Source organism: Leifsonia sp. AG29 (genome assembly GCF_009765225.1).
Lineage (GTDB): Bacteria > Actinomycetota > Actinomycetes > Actinomycetales > Microbacteriaceae > Leifsonia.
This window is the reverse complement of record NZ_VMSF01000001.1, coordinates 2533855-2549163: the sequence shown is the minus strand read 5'-3', so window position 1 is coordinate 2549163 and position 15309 is coordinate 2533855. Positions and strand designations below refer to the sequence as shown.

The 15309-nt window shown below is 66.9% G+C and carries 15 protein-coding genes; all 15 read left to right on the top strand.

Features of this window, described 5'->3' with window-relative positions; genetic code table 11:
• Positions 1 to 61: 61 nt before the first annotated feature.
• The 15 genes from FPT20_RS12325 (at position 62) to FPT20_RS12255 (ending at position 15308) form a co-directional block, all read left to right on the top strand.
• On the top strand, positions 62 to 2044 hold the full coding sequence (locus tag FPT20_RS12325; protein WP_158865671.1) for an alpha/beta hydrolase: 1983 nt from the start codon (positions 62 to 64) through the stop codon (positions 2042 to 2044).
• Positions 2041 to 2616, top strand: a complete 576-nt coding sequence (locus tag FPT20_RS12320) for a DUF4148 domain-containing protein (protein WP_233265503.1) — start codon at positions 2041 to 2043, stop codon at positions 2614 to 2616. The genes FPT20_RS12325 and FPT20_RS12320 overlap by 4 nt, the downstream gene beginning before the upstream one ends.
• A gap of 38 nt (positions 2617 to 2654) precedes the next feature.
• A complete protein-coding gene (locus tag FPT20_RS12315) occupies positions 2655 to 3230 on the top strand; it encodes a hypothetical protein (protein ID WP_233265502.1) in 576 nt (191 codons plus the stop codon).
• An 86-nt stretch (positions 3231 to 3316) separates the two neighbouring features.
• Positions 3317 to 3547 carry a hypothetical protein gene (locus FPT20_RS12310; RefSeq protein ID WP_158865669.1) on the top strand — a complete coding sequence of 77 codons (231 nt, stop codon included), beginning with the start codon at positions 3317 to 3319 and terminating at the stop codon, positions 3545 to 3547.
• 179 nt (positions 3548 to 3726) lie between these two features.
• The gene (locus FPT20_RS12305; protein ID WP_158865667.1) at positions 3727 to 5400 is read left to right on the top strand and encodes a GspE/PulE family protein; all 1674 of its coding nucleotides are present in this window, start codon (positions 3727 to 3729) and stop codon (positions 5398 to 5400) included.
• Between the two features lie 12 nt (positions 5401 to 5412).
• A complete protein-coding gene (locus tag FPT20_RS18175; protein ID WP_325064790.1) occupies positions 5413 to 7272 on the top strand; it encodes a type IV pilus twitching motility protein PilT in 1860 nt (619 codons plus the stop codon).
• Positions 7272 to 8501, top strand: coding sequence for a type II secretion system F family protein (locus FPT20_RS12295; protein WP_158865665.1), 1230 nt, complete (start codon positions 7272 to 7274; stop codon positions 8499 to 8501). The genes FPT20_RS18175 and FPT20_RS12295 overlap by 1 nt, the downstream gene beginning before the upstream one ends.
• A gap of 164 nt (positions 8502 to 8665) precedes the next feature.
• Positions 8666 to 9160, top strand: coding sequence for a type II secretion system protein (locus FPT20_RS18125; protein WP_267902722.1), 495 nt, complete (start codon positions 8666 to 8668; stop codon positions 9158 to 9160).
• 249 nt (positions 9161 to 9409) lie between these two features.
• Positions 9410 to 9898: a type II secretion system protein gene (locus FPT20_RS18170; protein ID WP_442786491.1), complete on the top strand. Its 489-nt coding sequence runs from the start codon at positions 9410 to 9412 to the stop codon at positions 9896 to 9898.
• Between the two features lie 103 nt (positions 9899 to 10001).
• On the top strand, positions 10002 to 10424 hold the full coding sequence (locus FPT20_RS12280; RefSeq protein WP_158865663.1) for a prepilin-type N-terminal cleavage/methylation domain-containing protein: 423 nt from the start codon (positions 10002 to 10004) through the stop codon (positions 10422 to 10424).
• Positions 10421 to 11038 carry a PulJ/GspJ family protein gene (locus FPT20_RS12275; RefSeq protein WP_158865661.1) on the top strand — a complete coding sequence of 206 codons (618 nt, stop codon included), beginning with the start codon at positions 10421 to 10423 and terminating at the stop codon, positions 11036 to 11038. Before FPT20_RS12280 ends, FPT20_RS12275 begins: the two co-directional genes overlap by 4 nt.
• Entirely contained in the window at positions 11029 to 12615 is a 1587-nt protein-coding gene (locus FPT20_RS12270; RefSeq protein ID WP_158865659.1) for a polymer-forming cytoskeletal protein, read from the top strand. Before FPT20_RS12275 ends, FPT20_RS12270 begins: the two co-directional genes overlap by 10 nt.
• A 9-nt stretch (positions 12616 to 12624) precedes the next feature.
• Positions 12625 to 13434 carry a prepilin peptidase gene (locus FPT20_RS12265; RefSeq protein WP_158865657.1) on the top strand — a complete coding sequence of 270 codons (810 nt, stop codon included), beginning with the start codon at positions 12625 to 12627 and terminating at the stop codon, positions 13432 to 13434.
• A gap of 24 nt (positions 13435 to 13458) precedes the next feature.
• On the top strand, positions 13459 to 14511 hold the full coding sequence (gene pilM / locus FPT20_RS12260) for a type IV pilus assembly protein PilM (protein WP_158865655.1): 1053 nt from the start codon (positions 13459 to 13461) through the stop codon (positions 14509 to 14511).
• Entirely contained in the window at positions 14508 to 15308 is an 801-nt protein-coding gene (locus tag FPT20_RS12255) for a hypothetical protein (protein WP_158865653.1), read from the top strand. Before pilM ends, FPT20_RS12255 begins: the two co-directional genes overlap by 4 nt.
• The last annotated feature ends 1 nt before the right edge of the window (position 15309 follow it).

Below are 15309 nucleotides of genomic sequence, written 5' to 3'. Positions count from 1 at the left end.
CATTGTTGTACGGATGTTCTAGATATAAGCTTGGAAGGGTTAGTGGGGCGGGAGGCACAGCGTGGGGTTGATCTACGACTCGGACGACTCGAGCGCCATGACGTCCGCGTTGTCGGCCAACGTCGCCGCCGCATCCGCGGTGCTCGACGAGCTGGCGGGAGCGTCGAAGCGGCTTCTCGCCGGTCTGGGTACAGGCGAGCTGTCCGGCAAAGGCTATTCCGCCGTCGAGGCGTTGTTCGCTAGGGTCATCCTGCCCTGCATCGCCCGGGCGAAGGGCGAAGTCGACGCCATCCGGGGTGAGCTCGACACGTACACCAGGGAAGACGCGAAGATCAGCCGCTATGGCGTCCTGAAAGAGGACGAGCTCAAGACGCAGCTCATGGCGACCAAGAGGCAGCGGGATGCCACTGAACGCCTGATCGAGGTCAACACTCGCGCCGCAGACTCCCTGGCCGCGGTGCCGGCTTTGAGCGACGCGCTGCGAATCAAGAACACTCAGTTGGAACTCGTGCTGAATCAGCTGGACAACGACGTCCGGGACTTGGAGGACAGGTTGACGGTGCTCCAGGCCTTCGCTGCCGGGACGCGGGGACTGTTTCAAGACCGCGTGACAAAGTTGAGATCCGCCGTCGAGGAGGCCGTCGCTCTGCTGGGGCAACTCGGCGCGGGCGCCGGGGTCAGTGCTCCAGCAGCGAGGAAGAAGGCTCTCGTTTACTTGGCAGGCCTGAGCTCTTCGAAAGACTGGGCGAGAGCTACTCCTGGCGAGCTGTCGTCGCTCCTGAACGGCGCGTCCCCGTCGCAGCTGAAGACGATGCTGGCAGCCCACCCTGAACTCCTCCGAAGATTCTGGGACCACCCGCCCGCGCCGAAGAAGACGGCTGCGTGGTGGAAAAAGCTCAGTGCGACGCAGCGGAGGGAATGGGCCGAAGCGGTTCCTAGGCTCGTCGGCAACCTCGACGGAGTCCCCCCACGAGTTCGGTCCGATGCGAACCGGGCGTGCTTGGTCACTGATCTCGCCGACGCGAAGAAGCGGCTCGCGAACGCCAAGGCGGACCCGGAGCTCGCATCGCCGTTCGAGGGGGTCCAGCGGCTGGCCCTGAATCGTCTCGCGGAGGCGCAGAAGCTGGCGGACACGCTCGTCCGAATCGACAGGGCCTACGGCCGGGGTCCGACCGGCGCCCCGCCGCGCGAGTTGTATGTCTATCAACCCGGCGAACGCACCAAGGTCGCCATCAGCACCGGGCTCCTTGAAGCCGCAGAGCACATCTGTGTCTTGGTGCCTGGAATGGGGACCACCGCGAACGATATTGGGCGGTACGGCAACGCTGCGCGGGATATGAGGCAGCAACAAAGGAAGGCGTCCGGGGTCGATCCAAACGAGATCGCAGTGCTGTCGTGGCTAGACTACGACCCTCCCGGGAGCGCGGACGTGTGGGGGGTCGCGCACGACGACCTTGCGAAAGCAGGGGCGGTACGCCTCGGAAACACCCTGCGTGGTTTGACCGCGGTCAAAGGCTGGCCCGCGAAGGCGGCGGGACTCTCTGTCGTGGCGCACTCGTATGGCACTAACGTCGCCACGCTCGCCTTGAGAGAGAAGGGCGTCACGGCGGGGCACCTTGTGCTCCTCGGATCAGCGGGGGTGGCCGGGAGAACTCCGACAGCAGCGGCGTTGCACGTGCCGGGCGGCGAGGTGTACGCGGCCCAGGGTACCCGGGACGAATGGGCCGGGATCGGGCAGTTCGCTTCTGGGCGCACCGACCCCACTTGGCCCAGCTTCGGCGCGCACACATTCAGCGCAGAGGACACGTCACTGGATGGTCTCGACCTGAAGGGAATCACTCAGCACGGCCCGTTCGGCGATAGCCCGAGCTCTTCTGAAGCCTTCAGTTATCTCGACAACCGCACGTCCGCTCAGTACGCCACAGCAATGGCGACCATGGGGCGCGGCCAGGAGATTCCGGTCTGGGGCGCACCGCACGAGCGGTTGCCAGTGCCGAACCCGGAGCCCCAGACCAGACCAACCCCGAGCGGAGCAAGACGATGACCCCCCGAGCAGTGTGCACCTCCCGCCTGGTGCTGCGTGAGGTAGGTCTCACGGCGCTGCTGATCGTCGCCGCCCTGTCGGGGTGCGCGCAGCTACCGAAGTCCGCGAGGGAGATCACGCAGGTGGAAGACCAGGACAGAGCCGAACGTGCAGAAGTTCGGCAGGAAATCCAGCGGCTCTACGACGAGGCGACGGCGTTGGTCGCGGACACCTGGCCGACCGCGCCGGAAGAGGAGTGGGGGACCGGGTGCGGCGACTACGCCGATGGCACCCCGTCCGAGAGCTGGAACATTGCGAATCAGTACAAGGGCCCGACAAAATCCGGTCCGGAGGAGACGGCGGAGCGAGTTGCGCAGTTGTGGACCGAGCGCGGGTTCCCGACGAGGGTGGTCGAGGACAACAGGATCTTCCCGCCCAGGAAGGTCGTGTCCTACCCGCCGTATCTGACCGGGGTTCGCAAGGACGGTTTCGGGATCGAGTTCACCATCGGTGAAAACTATGCCGACTTCGTCGGGAACAGCCAGTGTGCTCCTATCGACCCCGACGACCCGCTACTGCCCAAGAACTGGTGAGCCGTTCGGCCCACAACCCTGAGCGGAGAAGGACCCTCATGATCATCTCGGCCGCGTGCCGGCCCGGTGTTGTGGTGCGCACAGTAGCGCTTGCTGCTCTGCTCACAACCGTTGCTCTGACGGGGTGCGCGCATCAACCGAAGACCGCGAAGGAGATTCAGCAGGTGGAAGACCAGGACAGAGCCGACCGCGCTGCGGTCCGGCAGGAGATTCAGAGGCTGTATGACGAGGCGACCGCCCTGGTCGCGGACACCTGGCCGAATCGAGCCGAAGCGGAGTGGGGGTTCGGGTGCGGTGACTACGCCGACGGCACCCCGTCCGAGAGTTGGAACATCTTCAATGTGTACTACGGTCCGACGAAGTTCAGTCCAAAGGAAACGGCGGAACGGGTAGCGCAGTTGTGGACGGAGCGCGGCTATCCGACGAAGGTGGTGGAAGACAACCACATCTTCCCGCCCAGGAAGGTCGTCTCTTACCCGCCCTATCTGACGGGGCTTCGCGCGGACGGTTTCGGGATCCAGTTCACCATCGGTGAAAATCTCGCCGACTTCGTCGGGGACAGTCAGTGCGCTCCGATCGACCCCGACGACCCGCGACTGCCCAAGAACTGGTGACGGCTGCGCGCTAGGTCCCGGGCATTGGGTGCGGGCTGTCGTCCTCCCCGCCGTCCTGCGCGTCGTGGGTCTGGAACAATGGAGGCGTGTGGCGCAACCTCCTCGAGTACACCGACGCGGCCGGCCGCGTGATGGTCGGCGCCGCTGCGGTGCTCCTCGTCGTCGCCGTCGGCAGTTTCCTCACGGGCATCGTCCAGGCCGCGACCGGCCACGCCGCCGGAACGTTGCCCTACTGGCTGGCGACCATGGGGTGCGCCGCTGTCGCCGCGGTGCTCGTGGTGCTCGCGAGCAGGAGGGGCGACCTCCGCCGCCATTGACAAGCGGGAGGCGCACGCTTGCCCCCCGCAAGTGGGGCACCCTCTCGCGGGACTGTCGCCGCCCCTCCCGCTGTCATTAGGGTTGCAACGCCTACCCGGCTCGGGAGTCTCGCCCCGGACCGGTCGGGTCTGCCGGCACACCCGACCCGGTCGGCAGCGTTCGTCGTTGGGAGGTCGCCATGGCGTCCATGACCGAGATCCTTATTTTGCACGGCCATCTGCCGATCGAATACCTCGACGAGGTGAGTTCCGCCGCGCCCAATGACGAGAGCGTGGTCCGCGAATTGATCGAACGCGGAGCGATCAGCAGCACGCAGGTCGCGAAGGCCCGAGCTGCTCAGGCGGGGGTGCCGTTCGTCGAACTCGTCGACTACCCGGTGGACCGCTCGGCCGTGGCCCTCGTGAACGGCGCCGTCTGCCGGAGGCACACAGTCCTGCCGATCTCCTTCGCCGAGGGCGCCCTGGTCCTCGCGATGCGCGACGCGGGGGACGTGCTCGCCATCGACGACGTGCGCGCGGCGGCCCGCATGCCCGTCGTCGCCGTCGTCGCCGAAGAGGACGACCTCGCGGCCGCCATCGACCGGTACATCCGAGCGGACGACGAGCTGAACGACCTCACGACCACCCTGGAGGACGAGGCCGGCCCCGACGACATCGGCGCTGCGGCTGTCGCGGATGACCCCGCCGACGACGAGGCGCCCATCGTCCGATTCGTCAACCTCATCGTCAGCCAGGCCATCCAGGACCGCGCCTCCGACATCCACATCGAGCCCGGCGAGCACAGCCTCCGTGTCCGGTACCGGATCGACGGTGTGCTGCACGAGATGCAGAGCGCCCCCAAGTCGGTGCAGAACGGCGTCATCTCCCGGCTCAAGATCATGAGCGACATCGACATCGCCGAACGGCGGAAGCCCCAGGACGGCCGAATGTCGGTCTCCCACGGCGGCCGTCAGATCGACCTGCGCGTCGCGACCCTCCCGACGGTGTGGGGCGAGAAGGTCGTCATGCGAATCCTCGACAACACCAACACGTCGCTGACGCTCACCGACCTGAACCTCCTGGAACGCAACCTCGAGACGTTCAAGACCGCGTACTCCAAGCCGTACGGGATGATCCTCGTCACCGGACCGACAGGTTCGGGCAAGTCGACCACCCTCTACACGACGCTGAACGCGGTATCCCGACCGGAGATCAACGTGATCACGGTCGAGGACCCGGTGGAGTACCGCATGCCCGGCATCAACCAGGTGCAGGTGAACCCGAAGGCCGGGCTCACCTTCGCCAGCGCCCTCCGGAGCATCCTCCGCAGCGACCCCGACGTGGTCCTGCTCGGCGAGATCCGCGATCACGAGACCGCCCAGATCGCGATCGAGGCCTCGCTGACCGGTCACCTCGTGCTCTCCACGCTCCACACGAACGACGCCCCCAGCGCTGTGACTCGCCTCACCGAGATGGACATCGAACCGTTCCTCGTCGGCTCGGCACTCGACTGCGTCGTCGCTCAGCGACTCGCGCGCCGGTTGTGCGAGCGCTGCAAGCAGCCGATCGCGTACGAGGTCGACGACCTGCGCCGCCTCCGCTTCCCGGTGTCGCCCGAGATTGAGCCGCCGGTCGTCTACGGCCCCGTCGGGTGCACCGCGTGCTCGAACACGGGATACCGCGGCCGGCTCGCCGTCCACGAGGTCATGGCGGTGACGGAGGAGATCGAGCGGCTCACGGTGGAGCGCGCCTCCAGCGCCGAGATCGGGCGCATGGCACGCGAGCAGGGAATGCTGACCCTCCGTGAGGACGGGTGGGAGAAGGTCCGGCTCGGACAGACCTCGGTCGACGAGATCCTTCGAGTGGTCGCTTAGGAGAGGAATCACATGGCATCGGATGCGCTGAACGACGGGTGGCCGGGACGGAACGGCGGCGAGAGTCGACCGGTCTACGAGATCCCGGTCACGCCACCGGAGGCACCGGGCTGGGCGCGACCTGTCTCGGGGCCGGTTGACGCCTACCCCGTCCCGCAGCCGTCGACGTTCCTCTCGTCGCAGCAGCCGGCCTCGGTGTTCGACTCGCTGCGGGGAGGCGCGACCGAGCAGAGCGAGGAGTCAGCGCCGCCGCCGATGCCGGCGTGGGCGGTCGAGGAGACGCAGACGGCACCGCCGATCGCGCCTGCTCCCCCCTACGAGCCCGTCGCGGCTGCGCCGAGCGCCGCGCCCGAGTCGCCGGCCGCTGCGCCCGTTCCGTTCGACGTGCCCGTTGCTGAGCCCGTGGCGTACGCCCCTCCGACGGCCGCGCCGGTCTCGTTCGACCCTCCGATGGCCGCTCCCGTTTCGTTCGATCCGCCGACCGCAGTCCCCGTTTCGTTCGATCCGCCGACCGCGGCCCCCGTCTCGTACGCTCCGCCGGCATCGGAAGCCACCGCGCCCGTCGGCGTCCCCCTCTCGATGCCCGCGCCCGTCGGTGCGCCCGTTCCGTTCCCTGCGCAGCCCGCAACGAATCCGCCCGCGGTCGCCACCCCGACGGCTGTGCTCGACGAAACCGACGACCTGCACACCCTGACGCCTGCTGAGAGGGAGGCACTCGCAGCCGCGGACATGGAGCTGGTCGCCGCTCTCCGAGCCGTCGTGTCGCTCCGCGCCTCCGACCTGCATGTGACCGTCGGCGCCGCGCCGATGGTCCGCATCGACGGCGCCCTCACGCCCGCCGGGTCGGCGCAGCCGTGGGGGCACGAGCGGACGAAGGAGGCGCTGTTCAGCCTCCTCGACGACCGCCAGCGGTCGACGTTCGAGCGCGAACTCGAGCTGGACTTCGCCTTCACGATCTCGGCGAACTCCCGTTTCCGCGTGAACATCTACCAGCAGCGCGGTTCGGTCGGTGCAGCGTTCCGTCTCATCCCGACCGAGATCAAGGGTCTCGACGAGCTCGGAGTTCCGACGAGCGTAGCGAAACTCTCGCAGCTGCCGCGCGGTCTCGTCCTCGTGACCGGCCCGACCGGTAGCGGCAAGTCGACCACTCTCGCCGCGCTCATCGACCTCGTCAACTCGACCCGGGCCGACCACATCGTGACGGTCGAGGACCCCATCGAGTTCATGCACACCCACAAGAAGGCGCTGGTCAATCAGCGCGAGGTGGGCCACGATACCCACAGCTTCAACAACGCGCTGAAGCACGTGCTCCGCCAGGACCCGGACGTGATCCTCATCGGCGAGCTCCGAGACCTCGAGACGATCTCGGTCGCGCTCACCGCCGCCGAGACCGGCCACCTCGTCTTCGCGACCCTGCACACCCAGGACGCCCCTCAGACGATCGACCGTGTCATCGACGTGTTCCCGCCGCACCAGCAGCAGCAGGTGCGCGCACAGCTCGCTGCGACCCTCCAGGGGGTCATCTGCCAGACGCTGGTGAAGCGCGCCTCCGGCCGCGGCCGAGTGGTCGCCACGGAGGTCATGCTGACGACGCCCGCCATCGCGAACCTGATCCGCGAGGGCAAGACGTATCAGATCGGCTCGATGATGCAAGCCGGTCGCGACCTCGGCATGCACACCATGGACCAGCACCTCGCCGACCTCGTCGACACCGGGGTCATCACGCGCTCTGCGGCCTTCGAGAAGGCTCACGACCCCCAGGGTCTCGAACGGCTCATTCAGCGCACCGAGTCGCCGACCACGGCCTCCGCGTGGGCCATCGCCGAGAGCGGCCCGAACTTCGGCGACGCCTATTCGGGGCAGGTACGCTGATGGCCGGGGCGACCACGTTCGCGTATGTGAGCCGCAACGCGACGGGCAAGCTCGTCAAGGGGCGGCTCGACGCGCCGAGCGAGGGCGCGGTGGTCGTCCGTCTGCGCGGTATGGGGCTCAGCCCGGTCTCGATCCAGGAGGCGGGCGCCGGCACGGGCCTGCAGAAGGAGATCACGATCCCCGGCTTCAAACGGGTCGTGAAGCTCAAGGATCTCGCGGTGATGAGCCGTCAGATGGCGACCATGATCGGCTCCGGCCTGTCGCTGCTGCGCACGCTCAACATCCTCGCCGACCAGACCGAGTCGAAGCGTCTCGCCGAGATCCTCGGGAAGGTCCGCGACGATGTGGAGGACGGTACCTCCCTATCGGCCGCCATGGCGAAGCACGACGTCGACTTCCCGCCGCTCATGATCAGCATGGTGCGGGCGGGTGAGACGGGCGGCTTCCTCGATCAGGCGCTCGACTCCATCGCCGAGAACTTCGAGAAGGAGGTCAAGCTCCGCTCGACGATCAAGTCGGCTATGACGTATCCGGTGGTCGTGCTGGTGATGTCGCTCGTCTCGGTCGTCGTGATGCTGATTTTCATCGTGCCCGTCTTCAAGAACATGTTCCAGAGTCTTGGGGGTCAGCTCCCGCTGCCAACGCAGATCCTGGTGAATATTTCGGCTTCCATGGTCTGGCTGGGGCCCCTGCTGGCGATCCTGATCATCGGGACCTGGCTGTGGTGGCGAGTCAACAAGAACAACGAGAACGTCAGACGCGTCACCGACCCGTATCGGTTCAAAGTGCCCGTCTTCGGCAAGCTAACCAAGAAGATCGCCGTCGCGCGGTTCTCGAAGAACCTCTCGAACATGATCGCGGCCGGCGTCCCGATCCTCCATGCCCTGCATATCGTGGGGGCGACCTCGGGCAACTGGGTCATACAGAACGCGCTCGAGCAGGTGGCCGAATCGGTCCGGAAGGGCGAGACGATCGCCAAGCCGATGGCTCGCGTGGACGTCTTCCCGCCCATGGTGACCCAGATGGTCGCCGTCGGCGAGGACGCCGGTTCGCTCGAGACCATGCTCGACAAGATCGCCGTCTTCTACGACAACGAGGTGGAGGCGATGACCGAGTCCCTGACATCCCTCATCGAGCCTCTGCTGATCGCCTTCCTCGGTGTCGTCATCGGCGGCATGATCATCGCGCTCTACATGCCGATCTTCCAGATCGCTACGCTCATCCACTGATCAGCGCCGAAAAATGTAACATGAAGACCCCTCAACTGGGGTCACAGAAATCCAAAATACCCCCCACTCGCGGGATTCTGCAGCGGAATTTCGGGGCCATAGCATCAAGCACGTCCCGGGGGAAGAAACCGGGCCATTTGTTACCCGACCGAATGGAAACTGCAATGTACTTCCGCGTCATGGGCAAGCTCAATGCCCACCGCAAGGCCCTCCTCCAGGGCGAAGAAGCCGACCAGGGCTTCACCCTCATCGAGCTCCTCGTCGTCGTGATCATCATCGGCATCCTGGCCGCGATCGCGATCCCCGTGTACCTGGGCATCCAGGACAACGCCAAAGACAGTTCGGCTCAGTCCGATGTCGTCAACCTGAAGACCGCGGTGGTCAGCATGCAGACCAGCACCGGCTCGCTGCCGGCTGACACGGCCGTCCTTTCCGGCGGCGCCCCCACCACCGGTGCGACCGGCTCGGCCACTGCTGGTGCGAGCAAGAGCAGCAACACCGCAAACCTGACGTACAAGCCGGCCGCAACCGGCAGCTCCTTCTGTGTGGCGGCAAAGAGCACGAGCTCTAACAACACTGTCTTCTATGCCACCGACTCCAGCGGCGCCACCAAGGTGACGACCGCTAACCCGCTCCCCGGCACCTGCACCGCCCCATAAGAGCGTCGGGTAGGACTGCGATGCCTCGCCATAGCAGTCCTACCCGCTTCTCTCGTTTTCGCGGTATGCAGTCCCCCTTTTGGCGGACCCGACACGCGGAAAAGCCCCTCAACTGGGGTCACAGAAATATCAAAAACCCCCCACTCGCGGGATTCTTCCGCGAATTTCCTGGCAAATACCATCGAACCCGATCGGGACGGTCTCGCACCCGGTCCGACCCACAAGTTCTCCGACCGATTGGAACCTGCGATGTATTTCCGTCTCATGGGCACCCTCAACGCCCGCCGCAAGGCACTCCTCCAGGGTGAGGAGACCGACAAGGGCTTCACCCTCATCGAGCTCCTCGTCGTCGTGATCATCATCGGCATCCTGGCCGCGATCGCGATCCCCGTGTACCTGGGCATCCAGGACAACGCCAAGGACAGCTCGGCCCAGTCCGACGCGGTCAACCTCAAGACCGCCGTCGTCAGCATGCAGACCAGCACTGGGGCACTGCCGAGCCCGAGCACTCTGGTCGTCGACTCCACCGGCAAGATCCTCACCCCCGCAGCTATCAGCGCCGGCGCCAGCCTCAGCAACAACACGCAGAGCCTCGCGTACTTCCCGGCGTCGAGCGGCAGCTCGTTCTGTGTGACGGCCACCAGCTCCAGCAGCGGGCACACGGTGTTCTACGCCACTGACTCCTCCGGCGCGACCAAGGTCGACAGCACTCACACGCTGCCGAGCACCTGCCAGTAACAGAATGCTTCGGGGTGGCCGTGTCCGCACGGTCACCCCGGCTTTCGCTTTTTGCCCCACCTGATCTTCACCAACCCGAGACCCGAACCGAGGGAGGTGCATCGTGAACACAGCATCCGAACGATCGGAGTCCGCCGACGCGGGCTTCACGCTCGTCGAGGTCATGGTGGCGATGCTCCTGCTCGCGGTCCTGGCGCTCGCGATCCTGCCGACCTTCGTTGCTCAGCTACGGGCCACCTCGGTCAATACCACGATCGCCACCGCGAGCCAGCTCGCCGGACAGCAGATCGACGATGCTCAGAGCCGCGCGGCTACGTGTGCCGCACTGCAGGCCTATCAGTCCGAAACGGTGGCGCCCGTCGTCGACGCGCGAGGCATCGCGTTGCAGGCCACCCGGACCGTCTCGCTCCCCTGCCCGACGACCTATCCCGCAACGATCTCGGTCACGGTCACCGTTGCTGCTTCTGGCAGCGCGACGATCCTCGCGTCCGTGACGAGCCTGGTCCTTCTGAGGTCGGCATCATGAACCGCACGTGGCGGAAGGTCAGTGACTCCGGCTTCACACTGATCGAGCTGATCATCGCCGCGGCCCTGACGATCATCGTGCTGGTGACGGTGGGCAGCTTCTTGGTCAGCGCCGGCAAGGCCGCGACCAGCACCAGGACTGCCACTGCGGCCGCGACTCTGGGCCAGCTCGTGGCCCGCTCTGTCACTCAGGGAGTCGCAAACGCCACGGCCGTCGGTGTCACCACTGACAGCACCAGTGGAGCGCAGATGCTGCAGGCCCGCGTATTCTCGCTAAGTTCCACTAACGATCCGACGCAAGGTAACGCCTCCGGCGTCGGCTGCGAGGCGTGGTTCTACCTCCCGACGAATGGGGGCGCGGTTTACGTCAAGCAGGTCTTCCCAGCTTCGGCCATCGCGATGCCCACGGGGACGCCCGACTCCACGTGGCAACTCGTCGGCAACGGGCTGGGCGCGACCGTTTCCGAGGCCGAGTCGTCAACCGTCTTCGCGGCTCCGTCGGGGACTCGTGTCGACCTCAAGTTCGACGTGGTCAACGGATCGCAGAAGCCGGTGCACATCGAGACGACCATCCACATTCCCAACACGACGACGGTGAGCAGCCCATGCTTCTGATCAGCAGACTCCGCTTCCGGTTCCGCCGGCGGGGCGAGCGCGGCGGAGCGCTCGTGGCCGTGGTCGGTCTGGCGGCGGTGATGATGGCATTCATCCTGCTCAGCAGCAGCATGATCGTCACTTCATTCCGCTACAGCGATACGACTCGGGGCGGCGTTCAAGCTCAGGCGGCGGCCCAGGCCGGCATCGCGGTGGCCGCTGCTCAGCTCACCCAGGGCACGTGCGCACTTCCCTACACGAGCAGCGTGACGCCCAAGTATTCGGTATCGATCTCTTACCAGCGCACGGTGAGCGGGACGACCTGGCTGACGGGATGCCCCTCCAACGCCACCGATGTGAACAAGGTCAAGATCGTGTCCGTCGGCACGTCGCAGTCCTCGACCGCCGCCACCCGAACCGTCGAGGCGATCTACAACTACATCCCCTACAACCCGGGCCAGGGCATCACAGGTTCAGGTTCCGCGGTCTACGGCTACAACGTCACCGACGGTACGATCACCAACCTCACGATCACCCAGAGCGGCACGAGCAGCCCGGGCATCGAGTTCAAGAACGGCAGCGCCAGCTGCCAGACCGGCGGTTCCATCCAGGGCGACGTCATCCTCGGTGACGGCATCTACAAGTCCCCGAGCGGGTGCACCATCAACGGCGACCTCTGGGCGTCGGCGACGGTCCAGATCGGCAATAACAGCGTGATCACCGGCAACGTGCACGCTTCCGGTTCCACGTCGCCCGTCGTGCAGGTCGCAAACGGCGCGCAGATCAACGGCAACATCACTTCTTCCGGGCCCGTCAGCATCTCCGGAAGCGTGGGAGGCAGCGTCATCGCCGGTCCGACTACCGGCGCGTCTTCCGTGTCGGGAAGCGTGGGCGGCACGTTCAAGACGGCCGGGACGGTGAGCGTCTCCGGCTCTGGCCTGCCCGCGAGTCGCGTATTCCAGAACCAAACCGGCATCGTCACACCGGCGCCCCCCGTCGTGCCTAACTGGGTCGACTTCAACTACAACCTCGCCGACTGGACCGGGTTCACCCAGCAGATCCCGACGTCGTGCACAGGGTCGACTGTTGCAGCCGCCATCAACGCAGCGACAACGCCGACGGTGGTCTACGCTTCCTCGGTGTGTCCTGCTGGGATGGTGAATCTGAGCGGGAACAATCTCACCCTCAACACGGACGTGGTGCTGATCGCCGATGCGTTCGACCTCAAGAGCCAGACGCTGACCTCGGCGAGCGGCACGGGCACCCACCGGCTCTACATCGTGTCGCCGGACCGGGTCGCCGACGCCCAACCAACGTGCCCCGCGCCGGCGCAGACGACCAAGATCGAGAACCAGGTCGTGACGGACTCGTCGCTCGACATCATGATCTACACGCCTTGCGGCCTCAGCAACTCCGGAAGCGCCTGGTGGGGCCAGATCTACGCCGCGAACATCGCGTTCAACAACTCGTTCACCCTGCACTTCATCTCGATGGGCCTGCCTGGTGTGAACTTCGATAACGGCACCTACACGCCGCCCACCCCTCCCGTGCCCGGTCACCTCGACACCGTGTACTCCGTCCGGAACATCAGCGGGTAGGTGCTGCTCATGGTCGCCGTCGTCGCCGTTTTCGGCTCGCTCATCGGATCTTTCCTCAACGTGGTCGTGTACCGGGTCCCGGCCGGCATGTCGCTCGTCAAGCCGCCCAGCGCTTGCCCTTCGTGCGGCCACCGGATCCGTCCGTACGACAACATCCCGGTCCTGTCCTGGTTGTTCCTCGGGGGGCGCTGCCGTGACTGCCGCACCCGTATCCCGGTCCGTTACCCGCTCGTCGAACTGGGCACTGCGGTGCTTTTCGCCGTGGTGGCCTTCGCCTTCCTCGGGCCGCTCCACGTCCCCGGTCGCTCGGTCGCGGCAACGGCGCTGGAGCTCGTCGCGTACCTGTGGCTCGCCGCCGTGACCGTCGCGCTGGCGATCATCGACATCGAGACCCACCGGCTGCCGGACCGCATCGTGGTGCCGACGGCGGTCGCCATCGGCTCCCTCCTGACCGCGGCCGCCGCGGTCGAGGGCGACTGGTGGAGGCTCGGCCAGGCAGCCATCGGGGGGCTCGCCCTCGGCGGCTTCTACCTCCTCCTGGCGTTCGTCCGCCCCGACGCCATGGGCCTCGGCGACGTCAAGCTCGCCGGTGTGCTCGGTCTCGCCCTCGGGTGGGCCGGCTGGGCGCAGCTCGCCGTCGGAGCCTTCGCCGCCTTCGTGCTCGGCGGGGTCTTCAGCGTGGTGCTGCTCGCGCTGAAGCGGGTGGACCGCAAGGGCGGCATACCGTTCGGCCCCTGGATGCTCGCGGGCGCCTGGGCCGGGATCTTCTTCGGGGCCCCCCTCGTCGCCTCGTACTTCGCTGTGATCGGCCTGCAATGAGAGGGCCGGAAAGGGGACAGCTCGATGGCTAAGACGATCGTGGGGGTGGACATCGGATCCGAGACGATCCGTGCCGTCGAACTCGGCGACCCCGGCAAGCCCCGTCCGACACTGCTGCGCTACGCGGAGGTGCCGCTCACCGAGGGCGCCGTCAGCCGCGGCGAGGTGCTCGAGCCGAACACCGTCGGCATGCTCCTCAAGGAGCTTTGGAACGTCGGCGGATTCAAGACGAAGAAGGTCGTGCTCGGCATGGGCAACCAGCGCGTGCTCGCCCGCGACCTGAGCGTGCCGACGGCGACCCGTCAGCGCATCCGGGAGTCGCTCCCGTTCGTGGCGCAGGAGATGCTGCCCGTGCCGGTGCAGGACGCGCTCCTCGACTTCTATCCGGTCTCGGAGTCGATGACCGAGACCGGCCCGATGACGCACGGCCTCCTCATCGCGGCCGTCAAGGAGGCGGTCGTCGGCAACGTGAAGGCGGTGCAGGCGGCGGGTCTGACCCCGGTCGAGGTCGACCTCATCCCGTTCGCGCTGGGCCGGCTGCTCGTGTCGCGTCCGCGCCTCCAGGGCACCATCGCTCTGGTCGACGTCGGGGCGAACACGACGAGCGTCGTGGTCTCGGCCGACGGGGTTCCCCAGTTCGTCCGGATCATCGCTGCGGGAGGGGCGGACGTCACCGCCGGCCTCGCATCCCGGCTCGGCATCCCCCCGGAGGAGGCCGAACGCCAGAAGCGCCTCCACGGCATCGCGCCGGTCGAGGACTCGCCCGCGTCCCGCGCGGTGGCACCGGCCGCGATGGAGGTGATCTCGGACCTTCTCGTGAGCCTCCGGAACACCATCTCCTACTACTCGAACACGCGGCCGAGCCACCCGGTCGGAGGCATCCTGCTCACCGGGGGCGGCTCGCTCATGCCGGGCTTCGCAGACGCTCTGGCAGATTTCACCCGGGTGCCCGCCCGCATCGCAGACCCGATCCCGTCGGTCGCGATCTCGCGGCACGTCGACGCGCAGAAGCTGCGCTTCGACCAGGCCGGGATCACCGTGGCCCTCGGACTGGCGATGGGAAGTGAGGCAGCATGACCGCAGAACTGACCCGCCCGGAGGATGTCGGACCGGGCACCGAGACGAGGGGGCGGCGTGGCCGTTCGATCGCTGACGCGGCCGCACCGGGCGGAGACGTCGGTGTCCCGCCCGCTGCCGGGGCACCGCCCAAGGGCAAGAACAAGTCCGCACCGCGAGCGGGTACGACGCTCCCCGTCGAGCCTCGCGTCGACCTCCTCCCGCCGGAGGTTAAGGCGGCGCGACGGAACGACGCCATCGCCCGGAGGCTCTTGCTCGCCCTCGTGATCGTGATCGCGATCGTGGCCGCGAGCATCGGAGGGAGCACCGTCCTCGCCATCCAGGCGAACGCGACACTCGCGACGACCCAGGCGGAGGCGGTTTCGCTCACCCGGCAGCAGCAGAAGTACGCCAAGGTCCGCGGCGTTCAGAGCCAGATCGCGCTCACCCAGGCCGGGCAGCAGGTGGGTGCCGCCACCGAGATCGACTGGGAGGCTTTCCTCGACAAGGTTCGGGCAACGGCCGGAGCCGGGGTCGCGATCACGGGGATCACGCTCGATTCGGCCTCGCCGCTCGCCGCCTACCAGCAGCCGTCGGTCCCGCTCGAAGGAGCCCGCGTCGCCACCGTGACCATCGACGCCAAGACGCCGAGCCTCGACAACGTCTCCGCTTGGCTTGCGCAGCTCGCAACGCTCCCCGCCGTCGCTGACGTCGCACCGGGCGCGGTCACCCTCGACACGACGGGCTACACCGCCTCCGCGATCCTGCACCTCGACCAGTCGGCTTTCGACGGGCGCTTCGCCCAGAAGGGGAAGTGAC

What these genes read in the sequence shown, in the direction of transcription:
- FPT20_RS12320 (WP_233265503.1), top strand. Translation starts at nt 2,041, where the DNA reads ATGACCCCCCGAGCAGTGTGCACCTCCCGCCTGGTGCTGCGTGAGGTA.
- FPT20_RS12315 (WP_233265502.1), top strand. Translation starts at nt 2,655, where the DNA reads ATGATCATCTCGGCCGCGTGCCGGCCCGGTGTTGTGGTGCGCACAGTA.
- FPT20_RS12305 (WP_158865667.1), top strand. Translation starts at nt 3,727, where the DNA reads ATGGCGTCCATGACCGAGATCCTTATTTTGCACGGCCATCTGCCGATC.
- FPT20_RS18175 (WP_325064790.1), top strand. Translation starts at nt 5,413, where the DNA reads ATGGCATCGGATGCGCTGAACGACGGGTGGCCGGGACGGAACGGCGGC.
- FPT20_RS12295 (WP_158865665.1), top strand. Translation starts at nt 7,272, where the DNA reads ATGGCCGGGGCGACCACGTTCGCGTATGTGAGCCGCAACGCGACGGGC.
- FPT20_RS18125 (WP_267902722.1), top strand. Translation starts at nt 8,666, where the DNA reads ATGTACTTCCGCGTCATGGGCAAGCTCAATGCCCACCGCAAGGCCCTC.
- FPT20_RS18170 (WP_442786491.1), top strand. Translation starts at nt 9,410, where the DNA reads ATGTATTTCCGTCTCATGGGCACCCTCAACGCCCGCCGCAAGGCACTC.
- FPT20_RS12275 (WP_158865661.1), top strand. Translation starts at nt 10,421, where the DNA reads ATGAACCGCACGTGGCGGAAGGTCAGTGACTCCGGCTTCACACTGATC.
- FPT20_RS12270 (WP_158865659.1), top strand. Translation starts at nt 11,029, where the DNA reads ATGCTTCTGATCAGCAGACTCCGCTTCCGGTTCCGCCGGCGGGGCGAG.
- FPT20_RS12265 (WP_158865657.1), top strand. Translation starts at nt 12,625, where the DNA reads ATGGTCGCCGTCGTCGCCGTTTTCGGCTCGCTCATCGGATCTTTCCTC.
- pilM (WP_158865655.1), top strand. Translation starts at nt 13,459, where the DNA reads ATGGCTAAGACGATCGTGGGGGTGGACATCGGATCCGAGACGATCCGT.
- FPT20_RS12255 (WP_158865653.1), top strand. Translation starts at nt 14,508, where the DNA reads ATGACCGCAGAACTGACCCGCCCGGAGGATGTCGGACCGGGCACCGAG.